The organism is Trabulsiella odontotermitis (assembly GCF_030053895.1).
GTDB lineage: Bacteria > Pseudomonadota > Gammaproteobacteria > Enterobacterales > Enterobacteriaceae > Trabulsiella > Trabulsiella odontotermitis_C.
Map to the genome: position 1 here is coordinate 2,658,015 of NZ_CP125781.1, position 16,640 is coordinate 2,674,654.

The window sequence follows — 16,640 nt, forward strand, 5'->3', positions numbered from 1 at the left end:
TATAAAATAAACATTAAATGCGGCCGGGCTCAAGATGAATCCATTCATGAGTTAAGATAGTTTTACACATTCATCTTCGTACGTGATAAATGGCACTGAAATCACCCCACATTGCGCCGGAAACGAAAATCACCGTTCACTCCATCAGTGAGCCGCTTCCCCGTGCCCATTATCAGCGCTGCCCGGAGTGCGACACACTGTTTTCGCTGCCGCTGATGCAATCACACCAGAGCGCATACTGTCCTCAGTGTAATGCTAAAATTCGCGACGGGCGCGACTGGTCGTTAGCGCGTTTAGGCGCAATGGCGATTGCGATGTTGCTGTTGATGCCGTTTGCATGGCAGGAGCCGCTGCTGCGGCTACATCTGCTGGGAACGCGTATCGACGCCAATTTATTGCAAGGCATCTGGCAGATGACCCGTCAGGGCGATCCGATTACCGCGTCGATGGTCTTTTTCTGTACCGTCGGCGCGCCGGTGGTGCTGGTGGTGTCCATTGCGTATCTGTGGTTGGGTAATGTGCTGGGGATGAATCTGCGCCCGGTGCTGTTGATGCTGGAGAAACTCAAAGAGTGGGTGATGCTGGATATTTACCTCGTCGGCATCGCGGTGGCATCCATCAAAGTTCAGGATTACGCCTTCCTGCAACCTGGCAACGGGCTTATCGCTTTTATCAGTCTGGTGATCCTGAGTCTGTTGACGATGATTCATCTCAACGTAGAACAACTCTGGGAGCGATTCTACCCGCAGCGCCCTGCCACGCGCTCCCATTCGGCGTTGCAGGTTTGTCTCAATTGCCACTATACCGGGTTGCCCGATGAACGCGGACGCTGCCGCCGTTGCCATACGCCGCTCCATTTCCGCCGGAAAAACAGCCTGCAAAAAAGCTGGGCGGCGCTGATTGCCTCACTGATTCTGCTCATTCCTGCCAACGTCCTGCCGATATCTGTTATTTATGTGAATGGCGCGCGCCAGGAAGATACCATTCTCTCGGGGATTATTTCGCTGGCCCACAGTAACGTCGCGGTGGCTGGCGTCGTCTTTTTCGCCAGTATTCTGGTGCCATTTACCAAAGTGATCGTGCTGATTACGCTGCTTATCAGCATTCACTTTAAATGTGAACAGGGGTTGCGCACCCGCATTTTGCTGCTGCGCTTTGTGACCTGGATTGGCCGCTGGTCAATGCTGGATTTGTTCGTTATTTCACTCATGATGTCGCTGATAAATCGCGACCAGCTCCTTTCTTTTACTATGGGTCCCGCTGCGTTTTATTTCGGCTCAGCGGTAATATTGACTATTCTTGCAGTTGAATGGCTGGACAGCCGCTTACTTTGGGATGCACATGAGTCAGGAAACGCCCGCTTCGCCGACTGAAGCGAGAATTAAAACAAAACGTCGCATTTCGCCTTTCTGGCTGCTTCCGGTCATCGCGCTGATGATTGCCGGGTGGCTTATCTGGAGCAGCTATGAAGATCGCGGTAACACGATAACCATCGACTTTATGACCGCTGACGGTATCGTCCCCGGCCGTACGCCCATTCGCTATCAGGGGGTTGAAGTCGGTACGGTACAGAACATCAGCCTCAGCAAGGATTTGAACAAAATCGAGGTTCGCGCCAGCATCAAAAGCGACATGAAAGATGCGTTGCGTAAAGAGACGCAATTCTGGCTGGTCACGCCGAAAGCGTCGCTGGCGGGAGTTTCTGGTCTCGATGCGCTGGTCGGCGGTAACTATATCGGCATGATGCCCGGTAAAGGCGAGCAGGAAGATCACTTCGTCGCCCTTGATACGCAGCCAAAATACCGGATTAACAACGGCGAGCTAATGATCCACCTGCACGCGCCGGACCTGGGCTCGCTGAACAGCGGTTCGCTGGTCTATTTCCGCAAAATTCCGGTGGGTCGTGTTTACGACTACACCATCAATCCCAACAAACAGGGTGTGACCATCGATGTGCTGATCGACCGCCGTTTCACCAGCCTGGTGAAAAAAGGCAGCCGCTTCTGGAACGTCTCCGGTGTGAAAGCGGATGTCGATTTCAGCGGTGCGAAACTTCAGCTTGAAAGCCTGGCCGCACTGGTCAATGGCGCGATTGCCTTTGACTCGCCGGACGACTCCGCCGCCGCGAAGCAAAACGATGAATTTGGCCTCTATGCCGACCTGGCGCATAGCCAGCGCGGAGTGATTGTGAAGCTCGACCTGCCTGACGGTACCGGGCTGAACGCAGGCTCCACGCCGCTGATGTATCAGGGGCTGCAGGTGGGGCAACTCACGAAACTGGATCTCAACCCGGGCGGCGCAGTTACCGGCGAGATGACTGTTGACCCCAGCGTGGTGAATCTGTTGCGTGAGAATACGCGCATTGAGCTGCGTAATCCGAAGCTGTCGCTGTCAAACGTCAATGTCAGTTCTTTGCTCACTGGCAGCACGTTCGAACTGGTGCCCGGCGAAGGCGCGGCACGTAACCACTTTTCGGTGCTGCCCGCCAACAAAACACTGTTACAAACGCCAGATGTCGCCACGCTGACGCTGACCGCGCCGGAAAGCTACGGCATTGATGCCGGGCAACCTGTCATCCTGCATGGTATTCAGATTGGTCAGGTCGTTGAGCGGACGCTGACGACGAAAGGCATCACCTTCGCTGTGGCTATTGAGCCGCAGTATCGCGAACTGGTGCCTGGCGACAGCAAATTCGTGGTCAACAGCCGTATTGATGTAAAAGTCGGGCTGGATGGTGTGGAATTTTTAGGTGCCAGCGCCACGGAATGGGTGAACGGCGGCATCCGTGTGCTACCGGGTGAAAAAGGTGCGCTTAAAGCCAGCTATCCGCTGTTTGCTAACGTGGAAAAAGCGGTGGAGAACAGCCTCGGCGATCTCCCCACCACAACACTTTCCCTGACTGCCGACACCCTGCCGGACGTCCAGGCAGGCTCAGTGGTGCTGTACCGTAAGTTTCAGGTCGGCGAAGTGATCACCGTGCGTCCGCGCGCTAACGCGTTCGATATCGATCTACACATTAAACCGGAATACCGCAACCTGCTCACCAGTAACAGCGTGTTCTGGGCTGAAGGCGGCGCAAAAGTGCAGCTTAACGGTAGCGGTCTGACCGTACAGGCCTCGCCGCTATCGCGGGCGCTGAAAGGCGCCATCAGCTTTGATAACCTGAACGGCGCGGGCGCCGGAGTCAGAAAAGGCGACAAACGCCCGCTCTACCCGACCGAAACCGCAGCACGCGCTGTCGGCGGCCAGATCACCCTGCATACCTTTGATGCCGGGAAACTGGCGGAAGGCATGCCGATTCGCTATCTGGGGATCAACATCGGTCAGATCCAGTCGCTGGAGCTGATTACCGCCCGCAACGAAGTGCAGGCAAAAGCGGTGCTTTACCCGGAATACGTCGAGACCTTTGCCCGCGGCGGTACGCGTTTCTCGGTCATCACGCCGCAGATTTCCGCAGGAGGCGTTGAGCATCTGGATACACTGTTGCAGCCTTATGTCAACGTTGAGCCGGGTCGCGGCAAGCCACGCCGTGATTTTGAAATTCAGGAAGCAACGATTACCGACTCCCGCTACCTCGACGGTCTTAGCATTGTGGTGGAAGCGCCGGAAGCCGGCTCTCTGAATATCGGTACGCCAGTGCTGTTCCGCGGTATTGAAGTCGGTACGGTCACCGCGCTGCGTCTGGGTTCGCTGTCTGACCGTGTGATGATTGAACTGCGTATCAGCCAGCGTTATCAGCATCTGGTACGAAATAACTCGGTGTTCTGGCAAGCCTCGGGCTACAGTCTGGACTTCGGCCTGGTAGGCGGAGTGGTGAAAACCGGCACCTTCAACCAGTTCATCCGCGGCGGCATTGCCTTCGCGACGCCGCCGGGTATTCCACTGGCCCCGAAAGCGCAGGCGGGCAAGCACTTCCTGCTGCTGGAAGCCGAACCGAAAGAGTGGCGCGAATGGGGAACCGCCCTGCCGCGCTAAACACCACGCCCCGGTGTCCCCCGCCGGGGCGTTTGTGCTAAACTGCGCACCCGTTTTTTTGCTGGTGGTGCGCTCCGTGGCTCAAAACTCCGTTTACCTTCCCGATGACTTTCTGGCGCAGATGCGTGCTGCGATGCCCGCGACGCTGTCATTAGACGATTTCATTGCCGCCTGTCATCGCCCGTTGCGCCGCAGCATTCGCGTCAATACGCTGAAAATCAGCATCGCCGATTTCCTCACTCTCGTCGCCCCCTATGGCTGGCAGTTAACGCCAGTCCCATGGTGCGAGGAAGGTTTCTGGATCGAACGGGAAGACGAAGACGCCCTGCCGCTCGGCAGTACAGCGGAGCATTTAAGCGGGCTGTTTTATATTCAGGAAGCCAGCTCCATGCTGCCGGTCGCGGCGCTGTTTGCCGATGGCAATCAACCGCACCGGGTAATGGACGTTGCCGCCGCGCCGGGCTCCAAAACGACTCAGATCGCCGCCCGCATGGGCAATCACGGTGCCATTCTGGCAAACGAATTCTCCGCCAGCCGGGTGAAAGTTCTGCATGCCAATATCAGCCGCTGCGGCATCCGCAATGTGGCGTTAACCCATTTCGATGGCCGCGTGTTTGGCGCGGCCTTACCGGAAGCGTTTGATGCGATCCTGCTGGATGCGCCCTGCTCCGGTGAAGGCGTGGTGCGTAAAGATCCCGACGCGCTGAAAAACTGGTCCATCGCCAGCAACCAACAGATTGCCGTCACCCAGCAGGAACTCATCGACAGCGCCTTTCATGCGTTGCGCCCCGGCGGGACGCTGGTTTACTCCACCTGCACGCTGAATCGTGATGAAAACGAGTCGGTGATTGCGTGGCTGCTGGCCCGTTATCCGCAGGCAGTAGAGGTCGTCTCGCTGGAAGGTTTATTCCCTCAGGCGCGCGAGGTATTGACAGACGAAGGCTTTTTACACATTTTCCCGCAGGTGTTTGACTGTGAAGGGTTCTTCGTCGCACGGCTGCACAAAACCGCGCACGTCGAGCCGCTGCCCGCACCGGGCTATAAAGTGGGTAAATTCCCGTTTGCACCCATGAAAGGCCGCGAGGCGTCTGCGGTTACCGATGCTGCGGCCGCAGTGGGTCTTCGCTGGGACGAAGCGCTAACACTCTGGCAGCGTGACAAAGAGATCTGGCTTTTCCCGGCGGAAATCGAACCGTTAGTCGGCAAAGTGCGTTTTTCCCGCATCGGCCTGCGGCTGGCGGAAACGCATAACAAGGGGTATCGCTGGCAGCACGAAGCGGTTATCGCGCTGGCTGAGAGCGATGACTCCGCCTTTGAACTCAGCGTAGCGGAAGCCGAGGAGTGGTATCGTGGTCGCGATGTCTACCCGGAAAACACGCCGACAACGGATGACGTCATCGTCACTTTCCAGGGATTTCCTCTCGGACTGGCAAAAAAAATCGGTTCACGGCTGAAAAACAGCTACCCGCGTGAGCTGGTGCGTGATGGCAAGTTATTTACAGGCAATGCGTAACGACGCACAAAAAAGCAGCAAATTCTTACTGGTAATCTTCTCTCAGTTGACTAGGATGAGAAATGGGCGATCAGACTGGTCGTACCACGACACCGTATTTCAAGGAGAAGATGATGAGCAAAACCAGCGTACGTATCGGGGCCTTCGAAATAGATGATGCCGAGCTGCATGGCGAAGAGCATGGTGAGCGAACGTTAAGTATTCCCTGCAAATCCGACCCGGATTTATGCATGCAACTTGATGCCTGGGATGCCGACACCAGCGTGCCTGCCCTTCTGAATGGTGAACATTCCGTCCTTTATCGCAAACATTACGATGAACAGTCCGATGCCTGGGTCATGCGTCTTGCCTGACTCAAAAAGAACCCGTCGCTGAGGCGGGTTATTTAGTTGCCGGTTTCCCCTGCCTGACTTCCTCTCCTACAATGAACTCAGGGTGTACGGCTTTGAGGGAGTGATGTTCGCACTGGTTTTATTTGTCTGTTATCTCGATGGCGGCTGTGAAGATATTGTCGTGGATGTGTATCGCACCGAGTCGCAATGTGTCTTTGCTATGCAGGATCAGCGCCTGCGCCAGGGAGGTTGCTTTCCGGTTGAAGATTTTATTGATGGTTTCTGGCGTCCGGCCAGTGAGTTCAGCGACTTCTGATCACTGAAGCTGCACCAGGGTCAGCTCGCCGCCAAAGACCGCGCCGGTGTCGATGTAGTGCTGATTCCCTACGTCATAGCGTTCCTGTAGTGGTGTATGGCCAAACCAGAAGTGATCGGCACCGGTAATCGGCATATGACGCCCGGCGAAATGATCGCTCAGTCGCTGGCGATTCCACAACACCTGCTGCGGATCCACCGCTTTCTGCCAGGCATACTCTGCGGCAGGGTAATCGGCATGCGCAACAATATTCACGCCGCTTACGCAATCCACCTCAAAAATATACGGAAGCTGGTGGCATTTTTGCAGCAAACGCTTAATATCCACCTGTGCTGCCGGGGTGCTGTCTAAAAACCAGTCGCCGCCGTTCATATACCACAGTGACATATCGCCGTTATCCACAGCATCCATTGCCATTTGTTCATGATTTCCCCGGATCGCGGCAAACCAGGTTTCATTTAATAACCCCAGACACTGATAACTCGCCGCGCCACGGTCGATTAAATCCCCGACCGATATTAGTAAATCCTGATACGGGTTAAATTTCCGCACCTTAAGTTCCGCCATCAATGGTTGCCAGCAACCGTGCAGATCACCGACCAGCCAGATATGCCGCCAATGTTTACCCTCGATTCGCTGATACATGTTTTTTCCTCCCTCATTAAGTATAGAAAAAACAAAAATGGCGATAAGTAACAACTAAAGCGAAATTTCCTCAACCATTACTAAACAGAACGGGAATATAGTCTGACTGAGCGTTAATACAATCGTTATCACCCGGTAAAATAGCTAAAGAATAATGATGAGGTATTTTCCCGTGACTGATAACAGTCTGCACACAGAACAGGCTTTTACACATCGCTCCAGCCTGATTTCCGCTCTGGTGACGGGCGAACTAACGCCGGCTCCTATCTGGAAAAAAAGAAACTATCGGCTCAAATTTTTGCTGCGCACACTGCTGTTTTATACGCCGACGCGTCGCATGCTGAGGAGCCTGTCGCAACGACCTAATTTCGGGCAGTTGCTGAAAGCGCAGGTGACGCTACCGAGCAAGCCGCATCGTCAGTATCTTACGCTCGGTATGAACGCCTGCCAGCGCGCCGATGCCGTGGTAAGTCATTATGAATTTATCGACACACTGACCGGCTCACGACTCGCACAGGCGCTGATGTCCGCAGATGAAACAACGCTTATCGTACTGGAAGGCAAGGACGCGTCACATTTTACGCTCTCTGCCTCCTGCGCCAGCAAAGCCGAGCGTGAAGGGGAAACCACCCTCTGGCTGCATGATGCCAGCCGCACGCTGCTCGCCAGCGTAACCTTCAGCGTAGTGAATAATCATGGTGAATGGCAACTGGTGATCGGCGGGTTACAGGGCCCGCGCCGTAATGTTTCGCACGAGGTCATCAAACAGGCCACGCGAGCCTGTCACGGCATTTTCCCCAAGCGCCTGCTAATGGAGTTTATCTGGCTTTTTGCCAGCCATAGCGGGATTTCCACAGTGTATGGCGTCAGTGACAACGGACATGTTTTCCGTGCGCTCCGCTATCGTCTGAGCAAAGGCCGCCATTTCCACGCCAGTTATGATGAGTTCTGGGTATCCGTTGAGGGTGTGAAAGAGAATCGCTGGCGCTGGCGTTTGCCGTGTGAGATGGCGCGTAAACCGCTGGAAAGTATTGCCAGTAAAAAACGCGCAGAGTATCGACGCCGTTTCCAGTTACTGGACAGTCTTGCTGACCAGGTTGCTGCACTAACGAAATAACCTTCCCAATGCCTGCTTCTGTTCCGAAGCAGGCCTCAGTGCTTAATACAATGAAGCTTCGCCCACAGGACGCGTTTTGAAGCGGCGATGTACCCATAAATACTGTTCAGGTGCGCGCAAAATTTCCCGCTCGATCACTTTATTCATGTAGCACGCGGCGGCCAGTTCGTCATCCACCGGGTAGTCATCCATCGCTTTGCTGATATAGAGGCGATAGCCCTGCTTACAGGGTTTGCGCACCATGGTGATGGTCAGCAGCGCGGAGCCGGACAGCTTCGACAGCACATAAGTGCCATTCGTCGTGGCGGCGTCAGGCACAGAGAAAAACGGCGCGAAGACGCTCCCTTTGCGACCATAATCCTGATCCGGAGCGAACCAGACCGCTTCACCGGATTTCAGCGCCTGCACCAGGCCGCGAAGATTACGCCGGTCAATCATCGCCTTGTTCGAACGCAGACGCCCTTTCGTCTGTACCCATTCCATCAACGGACTGTTGTGCTGGCGATAGGTGGCCATCATTGGGCGACAAAGCCCCATCACACGGCCGCCCAGCTCCAGTGACATAAAATGAATACCGACCACCATCACTCCTTTCCCGGCACCGAGCGCGCGAGTCAGGTTGTCGTATCCCTCAACGTCGAACCATTTCTTCACCCGGGCATCGCTCCAGAACCAGGCCATGCCGGTCTCGATAAGCCCCATGCCAAGTGAATGGAAATTCTGCTCCAGCAAACGCTCCCGCGCCGCCGTGCTCATTTCCGGAAAACAAAGTTCGATATTTCTGTCAGCAATGTGCGCCCGGCGTTTCAGAAAGCGACGAGACGCCGTTCCCATTGTTGAGCCAAGAAATGAGAGTACCGGATAGGGAAGCTGGACAAGGAGCCAGAGAATACCAAGACCAAACCAGGTGAACCAGTAACGGGGATGGAGTAGCGATCGATCAAATGCAACGGACATAAAATTTTACCGTGAGCGTCAAAAAATTGGGTAACGCGTAAGAAAAAAATGAGTCCGCTCATCAGTCTTTTATGCGATACGTATAGCGCAAGTGACAGTGAACCAGTTGATCATCCCAACGTCCCCATGACAAGGTGGTGACCACACATAAAACCTGCAACTGAGGCTGTAGCTACGCTGCGCACAGCATGCGCCTTTTAAGGTGAAAATAACAGAGCGCGATTGTAATTTTCAGAAAACATTACGCAAGAATAAGTTGAGTCTTAAAACAAATTTTTTCAGAGCTTTCGTTCTTTCATGAAGTATAAAACGTTGCGCTGCTGAAATAGACAAGTCAGTAAGATGTGATTTTCCCTGGGATATTATGTCGGGAAAAGTAACAGGTGCGCGAATATCTGTCATTTATCATTCTGGCATTGTCATGACCCGGCAGATTAGTGCCAGGAAAGCTCACCTTTTTGCAAAGAGAGTAAACACCGTCACTTTGCGATAGAATGAGCGCATCATCACAATGAATCTTATGCTTAACCGCATGAAAATTAAGGAGTCATGACGAGTGTTGTTCAAAAAGCTAAACAAGCAATACCGGCATATCACCGCGCGTCATAACATTGACTGGGCATCGGATGCGCCACAGGAAGGGACCCCTGTCAGCAGTATCATCATCCCTACCGTGGGTGAAGATTTTATTGAAGAGGCGCTGCTCAGCGCAAAATTCGCCTCACTAAACGCCGCCACGGCGAAAGAAATCGTCATCGTTACCGATCAACCTGTTGAGAAATTTAGCGACCTGCCTGCCAATACGCGGGTTGTCCGTTTAGAGATTAGCGTTCCGAATCCGAACCACAAATATGCGCAAATCTATAAAAGCAGAATGCTCAAGATTCAGGCGCCTTTGCAGGCTTCACCGGATTCAACTGGCGTGTTAATGATTGACTCCGACCTCAATTTATTACGCGACCCGGCTTACAGGGTCAAAGAGGGGCGTCTTTACTCTTGTTTCAGAAAGGGAAGAATGGGCGCAAAATTCGAAAATGGACGTTATAAAAACGTCCCGGCCTATTATGCGTCAACGATTCGTCCCTCGCTGGAAGATCATGTGAACAGCACCTTCCTTGCCGCGACATATTCCACTTTCCAGCGGCTGTGTCCACTGTGGCTCAACCTGTTCAACGATACCTGGGAAATGATCCCGGACGATCAGCCGCCGACGGATCAACCACCGCTCGCTGCCGCGCTGGATTTACTGGATTTTATCACCGTGAATCTGGGTGACTGGACGAACTGGCCGGTGTCTAAAAAAATCGGTGGAACACCGTCCATTATCCCGAAAGAGGTGATTGGCGCTCATGGCGGCTTCCCGCTGTCAGAATGGCAGAAATATCTGGAATCTCCGGATGCGCCATTACTCTTCAAAGGGCAGGATTATACCCGCAAAGTGCGCTATCTGAGCGATGCGGAAAAGCAGGAACAGGCACGCTAATCCCGTACGACCGCCAGCTTCTGGTATTGTTACCAGAGGCTGTGCGCGAATGGATGCGGCAGGACACCGGAGGAAAGGAAGCTGAAGATGTCGCAAACGCCGGTTCAGTTTCAACCGATTTCTGCGCCTGGCGCGCTGTAACATGCACCGTCGGATCTATAAGAAATCCAGGTAAAAACCTAATCGAGTCTGTTTAGTTCATACTTACTGAGAATGCAACAACTACCAGAAAAGCTATATATAAAACAGATTGAGTAAATACAGCAATTGATTGATAAACAATTGAATGCACTGCTTTTTTATTTCCACCTTCATTAGGCTCATCCGCATGCTTTAATACTTTATGCAGATAACTCCTGAGAAATTTTGAAGGAAATAAACCCACATAACCATCAATGATTTTCTTGAAATTTGGTTCAAATTTGCTTTCATACCCTGTCTTTTCAGCAATATCATCCCTTTTCTGGCATGCTTCATCATATTCTTGTTGTTTAACTTTCATCAATTCCACAGCACGTAATGACAGTTTTGCTGCCCCTTCAACACCTATGGAGTATATTTTCGCCACTACACCACACAAAGAAGAAAGCGCCAGCAATATCACTGCAAGCTTGAACCCTCCTTTGCCAATATAGGGTATTATTTTATCCAGATTAGCTATTATTATTGAAGCAGTTGCACCTGTTCCAACAAGTAACCACATGCTGAATTTGTCTATAACATAAGTTGCTTCAATTGTTGCCTGACTCATGCTATCCAGCATACCTCTTTGAAAATTACTATGAATTAACGAATCCCACTGTTCCATGCCTGTATGTGATTCATTTTGTTGTTCCATTTTGCCCCTCTCTTTATTCTTGATAAAACATAAAAATATTGACACGAGCTGAGGAAATCAGAATACCTTGTTGTATACCATGGCGATAGCATTTCCAGCGTTGAATAAGCAATTCCTCTGCTAAGTGCTTTCAAACCCATCCCAGCACTATGAGTTGCGGCAGCGCTTTGTTCGAAAGATTTTGCATCGGTTCCAAGTCCGGCAGACATTAGACAAAAACCCGCAGATGACGGGTCTTTGGGGTTGTCAGCTTAGAATGTAGATAGGGTTACATATATCTGGTCATCGCCCTGCTCCTCTATCCCAATTTTGACAGAGTTGCCATTATTGAGGATGGCATGTGCGCGATAGAAAACCTCACTAACCTTTTCGTCAATCTTTACAGACATACATTTAACGTCGCGAGAATTATAATTTTCATTTATTATTTGCGTGACAATATCACAAGATGCCATTTCAAGTTGCTCGTTATAATCTTCTGTATATGTAACATACATGGAGAATACGAATGTTAAAACCCAACACACAGCATAATATGGCTTCACCACTTTCCTGAGAATAAACAACCGTTGGATCAAGTACAGAGGTAAGAAGACTATTCCCAATAAAATATTTGGTTTTTTGTAACCTGCCGACTCAACTACCGAGGCGTCATAATAAACCAGCACACCGTGAGAAGTTCTGGTGGCGCTGCATGGTATACCTCAGAAATAATGCTGCATATAAACACAGTGTTATTTCAAGAGATAATCAGTTAATGAAGAGACTGGATGCCAGAAGCTAACTCACTGGAAGATGGAAAATTCAGTTTTGGGGAAAATATGACCGAGGAAATGTCTTTGCCGACGCTAGCGCCTGCCTTGTTGAGAAATCGTTTAATAATAGTCCCATATCAAATTGGTAATTTAACAGGACGTTGACAAAATCAAAAAACGTTTCGAAAATTTTACCTGTCTGGTCTTGTGTCAGACACGGCGCAGCACCGCGGGCCAGTATGTGCTGCATCACCCCCTCAATGGCGATGCTTATCAATACTCCATGATAATAGATGTTGCGGTGCGGGGTGCCTCCCCGTGAGTCTTTGGACAGCTTCCATGACACGCGCTGCGGCCTACACTCTGATCTTGCACATCTGCTGGTTACGCCCCTACGCATAGTGGGATTCACCGCAACAGAAAGCACACGACATTTTCAACAGTGTGCTTTTGATTGAGCACGGTCTACACAGAGACGACCATCGTACACAGCATTTTCCAATAAACCGAGCTCATTCAAAAGGCCCACTGATATTAAAACCAGAAAGTGCCTGCCCCCTCAACTTGTCTTCGCTGCTCTACTGACCCAACAAAAGGCAGGCACTTTCGGCTTGTAATGCACTGGCGCGATCAGTGGGAATCGAACCCCGCACCACAACACCAGGGTTGTCGCTCTTCCGATGAGCTAGTGGCGGTTTGGTGGCCCCTGCTGGGTTGGAACAGGCGACCTGGTGGCTAAGAATCTGCCCTCTGCCCGCTCCGGGTAATCCCTTCATCGCTGGACAGAGAGCATATTTATTACCTACACAATTCATTAACTCACGACAACGATTCCAGGCATTAGCGCTTCGTTAGTGAACCCCGGCGATACTACGAACGGGAAATACCTTCGACAATAACAATACAGTAACAATTAGCGTCATCTGAACTCAACATGCCACTAACTGTAACAGAAAGAAATTTCGGCCATTCTCCCTATATAGACACACATCTGCGTTTTGACATATGCCTCTGAAACGATAAAAGCCGCTTAAGAGTAGTTTGAGTTGAATGCTGGCATTACCAGACGCGATAAATCCTTCCCGTCTCGATACCTTCAACGCTTCGCTGGTATGCCAGCGCCACCCGGACTGCCGGTACGCTTTCAAATCCCGGGAAGTAAGGGCCATAGCTCTCTTCTGCTTCGGTAAGCATTGTCGGGCTTACTGCGTTAATGCGTAAGCCTGTCAGCTCATTTGCCACCGCGCGGATAAAGCCTTCCAGAGCAGCATTCACGGTGCTGGCATTCACGCCATCACGAATGGAGTGCTGTGCCAGAATGCCGGTAGTCAGTGTGAAGGATCCACCCGGGTTTAACCATTCCTTACCAGCCATTACCAGCTGCACCTGCCCCATCAGTTTATCCTGCAATCCGGACAGAAACTGCGCGGGGGTCATGTCATTAAATAGCCCAAAGTGAACATTCCCGGTTGCCGCAACAATAGCATCCACACGCCCACTCTTTCTGAACATCGTGTTTATACTCTCCTCGTCCCTAAGGTCTACCTGCAGGTCTCCCTGGCTTTTACCCACGCTGATTACTTCATGTCGCTGTTTCATGTTCTCCACGATACCGCGTCCAACGGTACCGCTGGCACCAATAATCATCACTTTCATTTGTGTTTCTCAGTTAAAGGGTTATCGCCACCAGCAGCTGAAATATGCTCCACCAGAAATGAGAAAGTCAGCGTCTTAACGTTGGCATGAATAAATATCGTGGCGCCGGGTGCCTCCCGGTGAGCCTTTGGTCAGCAGCCATGACTCGCGCTGGGGATTTACCGTTCTGACAGGTGATCACTTGCTGATTACGCCCCTCCGCTTAGGGGGATTCGCCACGGCGGTAGAAAATAACAACGCTAAGTGAAACAGATTTTAAATGAATTGAAGTCACACTTTATCGCCTTACCTGTCAGGGAATAAAAAGTCCGAAACTGCCCCAGCCTTGATGATCGGGGAGGCGTTTTGTTCTGAACACATGAGCTCAAGAATAACTTGTATCCGCCAGAAAATAATTGGGATATTTTTCAGTGAATTTCCGCCCACGATTCACGTGATACAGAGCCTTTCTGGTCGGTTATATCGGGATGCATACGGCGAAGACTTCGCTCAGAAGCTACCTGGCCACACCTCTGAAACCACCACAAAAATGTACCTTGATGAACGCGGTGAGAAAGCATATTTGATGCTCTGATTTTCTGTAAAAGAAATGTTAAGGTGCTTTTTGTTGTGATATAAGTGAAAAAGACCGGAATACGGAAATTCGGACAAATTTCGGAAAATTTCGGATTTGCAATCGTAACCCATTGATAAATAAGACAAATAAAAAGAGACCGAATACGATTCCTGTATTCGGTCCAGGGAAATGGCTCTTGGGAGAGAGCCGTGCGCTAAAAGTTGGCATTAATGCAGGCTAAGTCGCCTTGCCCTTTAAGAATAGATGACCGTGCCAGGTTTTCCAGTCTGCGACTAAAGTGGTCAGAAAATTGCGTCTGGTAAACGGTCCGGGAAAGAAAAAACCGCACGTTTTCATGATGAAAGCCTGCGGTTTTTTATTGGAAAACAGCCAGATATTTTTTGTTAACTAGCAGAGCGTTTGCGCACGTTCAATAAACGGCGCCAGACTCATTCTCTTGCCGGGCTGACCCGGTTCATCAACCCGAATAACGTCAATCGGCTGTCCGCTGGTTTTGCCTTCCGCTACCTGTTTTTCGGCAGCCTCGTTGAGCGGGTATTGCATTAGCGTACTGGGGTTAATGACAAACAGCGCATTGCCGGGACGGCAGGTCAACATCACCTCTTCCCGATTGAAAGCCCACTTGTCTTTGCCCATTTCAAAACGGCTGACGGTAATCACCTGTGGAGCGGCAAGCGCTGCAGAGGAGGCCGCCATTAACAGTAAAGAGAGCGCAATTTTCTTCATCATTGTATCGTTCGTATCAGAAAGGTTCCCAAGTCGCAAACAGGCTGACCGCCAGTAACACCAGCGCGCCAAGCACAACTTCAGCCTGCGTGGTGAGAATAAACCACTGTTGCGCCCGTCCCCCGTTCGTGGAAAGTCGTGGCACCAGAACATACCTGTTCACCAGTGCAATTACCACCATCAGCGCCACCAGCGCACATTTCGCTAACAGCATATCGCCATAGTCGGAATCCGAGATAAACGTTCCCTGAACCAGCCAGGCATTGATAATACCGGTAAGGATCACACCCGCCACGGCAAAATGCCCATAGCGCGAGAAACGCATCATGGTATCAATCGCCAGTTGTCGCCACTGGCCCTGCGTCAGACGCAGGCAGTAGAGGAATGGCAGCAGACCGCCAAACCAGGCAGAAGCGCAGAGCAGATGCACCGCATGATTAAACCGCTGCGCGACACCGGGCAATCCCGCGTGCATTGCCGCATGGCCGATACCCGCCAGCAGGATGAGCTGAAAACCCAGCAGGAACAGCAAAAAGCGCATACTGCGTGCAGGCTTCAGCAGGAGGACAACCAGCGAGAGCCACGCCAGAATAATTTGCCACAGCCAGAGGTTGCCAAAGCGCGTTCCCATTACCGCCAGCCAGACATCAGGCCGGAAAACATCCTGCCAGCCGCCAGCCATCAATCCGCCCTGCACCATCAGCATTAACGCTGTGCTGACAGCACTCACGGCGAGCGCAGCTCGCATGATCCTGCGAAAACGCCGCGACAGCAAAGGGCGCAGACGAGCTGGCGCCCACCAGCCACTGTACAGCGCACCACCAAATGCCACCATCAAAGTAGCAAAATGGATAAAGCGCAGTGCAACCCAGAAAGACGCCAGCATCATTTATTTCACACTGAAATGGTATTGCCCTTTCGTTTTGTGGCCGTCAACGGAAACGACGTGCCAGTCCACGGTATAGTTACCCGACGCCAGCGGTTGTTCGAGAGGAACCACCAGTTGAGTATTGTTTTTGCCATTCACGGTGGCCGGCCCGGTAGCGACTTTTGCCTGTGCTGGTCCGGTAAGCGTGAGGCCGCTGAAATTCGCTTCCACGCCTTCAGAGAAAGTCAGCATCAGCTCGCGGGGAGTCTCTGGCGCCTGGCGGTCAGCCGCAGGTGACTGGTTTTTCAGATGCGCATGCGCCAGCGCGCCGGTGGTGGTCAGCAGGCTGACCAGAAGGGCTGACGTCTGCAGCAGTCGCGATGTGGTGGATCCCATATTCTTCATTCCTTTTTGTTATACATGCCGGACAGAGAATAACCTCGTATAATGCGGGAGTCGAGACTCCCTTGCCCGGACTTGTTATTCTTCGCCACTCCGGGTAATTTCTGCGTCGTAAAAAGAGGAGAACGCTGTGTACGCGAATCTGGCAAAACTTCCCCAGGAAGAGATGGATAAAATCAACGTTGACCTGGCTGCCGCCGGGGTGGTGTTTAAAGAGCGTTATAACATGCCGGTTGTGGCAGAAGTGGTTGAGCGTGAACAGCCTGAGCATCTGCGCAACTGGTTTCGCGAACGGCTGATCGCGCACCGACTGGCATCTGTTTCTCTCTCCCGCCTGCCCTATGAGCCGAAAATAAAGTAATCCTTACTACCAGTTACGCTTTATCGACGCCGCTGCGGCGGCATTGCGTGAAGTGTTTTTCTTCCCTGAATTATCGCTGACCGGGCAAAAGCATGCCGAGGGTTGGCAAGGCGACATCA

The 16,640-nt window shown here is 51.9% G+C and carries 15 protein-coding genes and 1 pseudogene; 9 read left to right on the forward strand and 7 right to left on the reverse strand.

The features are described 5' to 3' along the window. Window positions 1-89 precede the first annotated feature (89 nt). The 5 genes from yebS (at window position 90) to QMG90_RS12780 (ending at window position 6,136) form a co-directional block, all read left to right on the forward strand. Window positions 90-1,373, forward strand: coding sequence for a membrane integrity lipid transport subunit YebS (gene yebS / locus QMG90_RS12760; RefSeq protein WP_283280002.1), 1,284 nt, complete (start codon window positions 90-92; stop codon window positions 1,371-1,373). Further along, the gene (locus QMG90_RS12765) at window positions 1,342-3,975 is read left to right on the forward strand and encodes a PqiB family protein (protein WP_283280003.1); all 2,634 of its coding nucleotides are present in this window, start codon (window positions 1,342-1,344) and stop codon (window positions 3,973-3,975) included. Before yebS ends, QMG90_RS12765 begins: the two co-directional genes overlap by 32 nt. A 76-nt stretch (window positions 3,976-4,051) precedes the next feature. Then, a complete protein-coding gene (gene rsmF, locus QMG90_RS12770) occupies window positions 4,052-5,488 on the forward strand; it encodes a 16S rRNA (cytosine(1407)-C(5))-methyltransferase RsmF (protein WP_283280004.1) in 1,437 nt (478 codons plus the stop codon). Between the two features lie 113 nt (window positions 5,489-5,601). Beyond that, complete coding sequence (locus QMG90_RS12775) at window positions 5,602-5,841, forward strand: YebV family protein (RefSeq protein ID WP_054180631.1); 240 nt, start codon at window positions 5,602-5,604, stop codon at window positions 5,839-5,841. Window positions 5,842-5,944: 103 nt separating this feature from the next. Continuing rightward, a complete protein-coding gene (locus QMG90_RS12780; protein ID WP_283280006.1) occupies window positions 5,945-6,136 on the forward strand; it encodes a YdfD/YebW family protein in 192 nt (63 codons plus the stop codon). On the opposite strand, the gene pphA is transcribed toward QMG90_RS12780, so the two are convergent. Continuing rightward, window positions 6,137-6,781, reverse strand: a complete 645-nt coding sequence (pphA, locus tag QMG90_RS12785) for a protein-serine/threonine phosphatase (protein WP_283280007.1) — start codon at window positions 6,779-6,781, stop codon at window positions 6,137-6,139. Between the two features lie 154 nt (window positions 6,782-6,935). On the opposite strand from pphA, the gene QMG90_RS12790 reads away from it, so the two are divergent. After that, window positions 6,936-7,898, forward strand: a complete 963-nt coding sequence (locus QMG90_RS12790) for a VirK/YbjX family protein (protein ID WP_283280008.1) — start codon at window positions 6,936-6,938, stop codon at window positions 7,896-7,898. A 42-nt stretch (window positions 7,899-7,940) separates the two neighbouring features. Here the strand turns inward: QMG90_RS12790 and lpxP are convergent, their stop codons facing one another. After that, window positions 7,941-8,855: a kdo(2)-lipid IV(A) palmitoleoyltransferase gene (lpxP, locus tag QMG90_RS12795; protein WP_283280010.1), complete on the reverse strand. Its 915-nt coding sequence runs from the start codon at window positions 8,853-8,855 to the stop codon at window positions 7,941-7,943. 559 nt (window positions 8,856-9,414) lie between these two features. On the opposite strand from lpxP, the gene QMG90_RS12800 reads away from it, so the two are divergent. Next, window positions 9,415-10,338: a hypothetical protein gene (locus tag QMG90_RS12800; RefSeq protein WP_283283955.1), complete on the forward strand. Its 924-nt coding sequence runs from the start codon at window positions 9,415-9,417 to the stop codon at window positions 10,336-10,338. Window positions 10,339-10,531: 193 nt separating this feature from the next. Here the strand turns inward: QMG90_RS12800 and QMG90_RS12805 are convergent, their stop codons facing one another. Both QMG90_RS12805 and QMG90_RS12810 read right to left on the reverse strand, forming a co-directional pair. Then, window positions 10,532-11,176 (reverse strand): hypothetical protein, encoded by a 645-nt coding sequence (locus QMG90_RS12805; RefSeq protein WP_283280011.1) that lies wholly within the window; start codon window positions 11,174-11,176, stop codon window positions 10,532-10,534. Window positions 11,177-12,990: 1,814 nt separating this feature from the next. Further along, window positions 12,991-13,587 (reverse strand): short chain dehydrogenase, encoded by a 597-nt coding sequence (locus QMG90_RS12810; protein ID WP_283280013.1) that lies wholly within the window; start codon window positions 13,585-13,587, stop codon window positions 12,991-12,993. A 385-nt stretch (window positions 13,588-13,972) separates the two neighbouring features. Here QMG90_RS12810 and QMG90_RS12815 point away from each other — a divergent pair. Further along, window positions 13,973-14,161, forward strand: a pseudogene (locus QMG90_RS12815) (tyrosine-type recombinase/integrase); the annotation flags it as partial. A 390-nt stretch (window positions 14,162-14,551) separates the two neighbouring features. On the opposite strand, the gene QMG90_RS12820 reads toward QMG90_RS12815, so the two are convergent. The 3 genes from QMG90_RS12820 to yobA are packed head-to-tail and all read right to left on the reverse strand — an operon-like array spanning window position 14,552 to window position 16,154. Next, complete coding sequence (locus QMG90_RS12820) at window positions 14,552-14,893, reverse strand: YebY family protein (protein WP_283280014.1); 342 nt, start codon at window positions 14,891-14,893, stop codon at window positions 14,552-14,554. A gap of 13 nt (window positions 14,894-14,906) precedes the next feature. Then, the gene (gene copD, locus QMG90_RS12825) at window positions 14,907-15,776 is read right to left on the reverse strand and encodes a copper homeostasis membrane protein CopD (RefSeq protein ID WP_283283956.1); all 870 of its coding nucleotides are present in this window, start codon (window positions 15,774-15,776) and stop codon (window positions 14,907-14,909) included. 3 nt (window positions 15,777-15,779) lie between these two features. Continuing rightward, the gene (gene yobA / locus QMG90_RS12830) at window positions 15,780-16,154 is read right to left on the reverse strand and encodes a CopC domain-containing protein YobA (RefSeq protein ID WP_283280015.1); all 375 of its coding nucleotides are present in this window, start codon (window positions 16,152-16,154) and stop codon (window positions 15,780-15,782) included. Between the two features lie 136 nt (window positions 16,155-16,290). On the opposite strand from yobA, the gene QMG90_RS12835 reads away from it, so the two are divergent. Then, the gene (locus QMG90_RS12835) at window positions 16,291-16,521 is read left to right on the forward strand and encodes a DNA polymerase III subunit theta (protein WP_283280016.1); all 231 of its coding nucleotides are present in this window, start codon (window positions 16,291-16,293) and stop codon (window positions 16,519-16,521) included. Window positions 16,522-16,640: the final 119 nt, after the last annotated feature.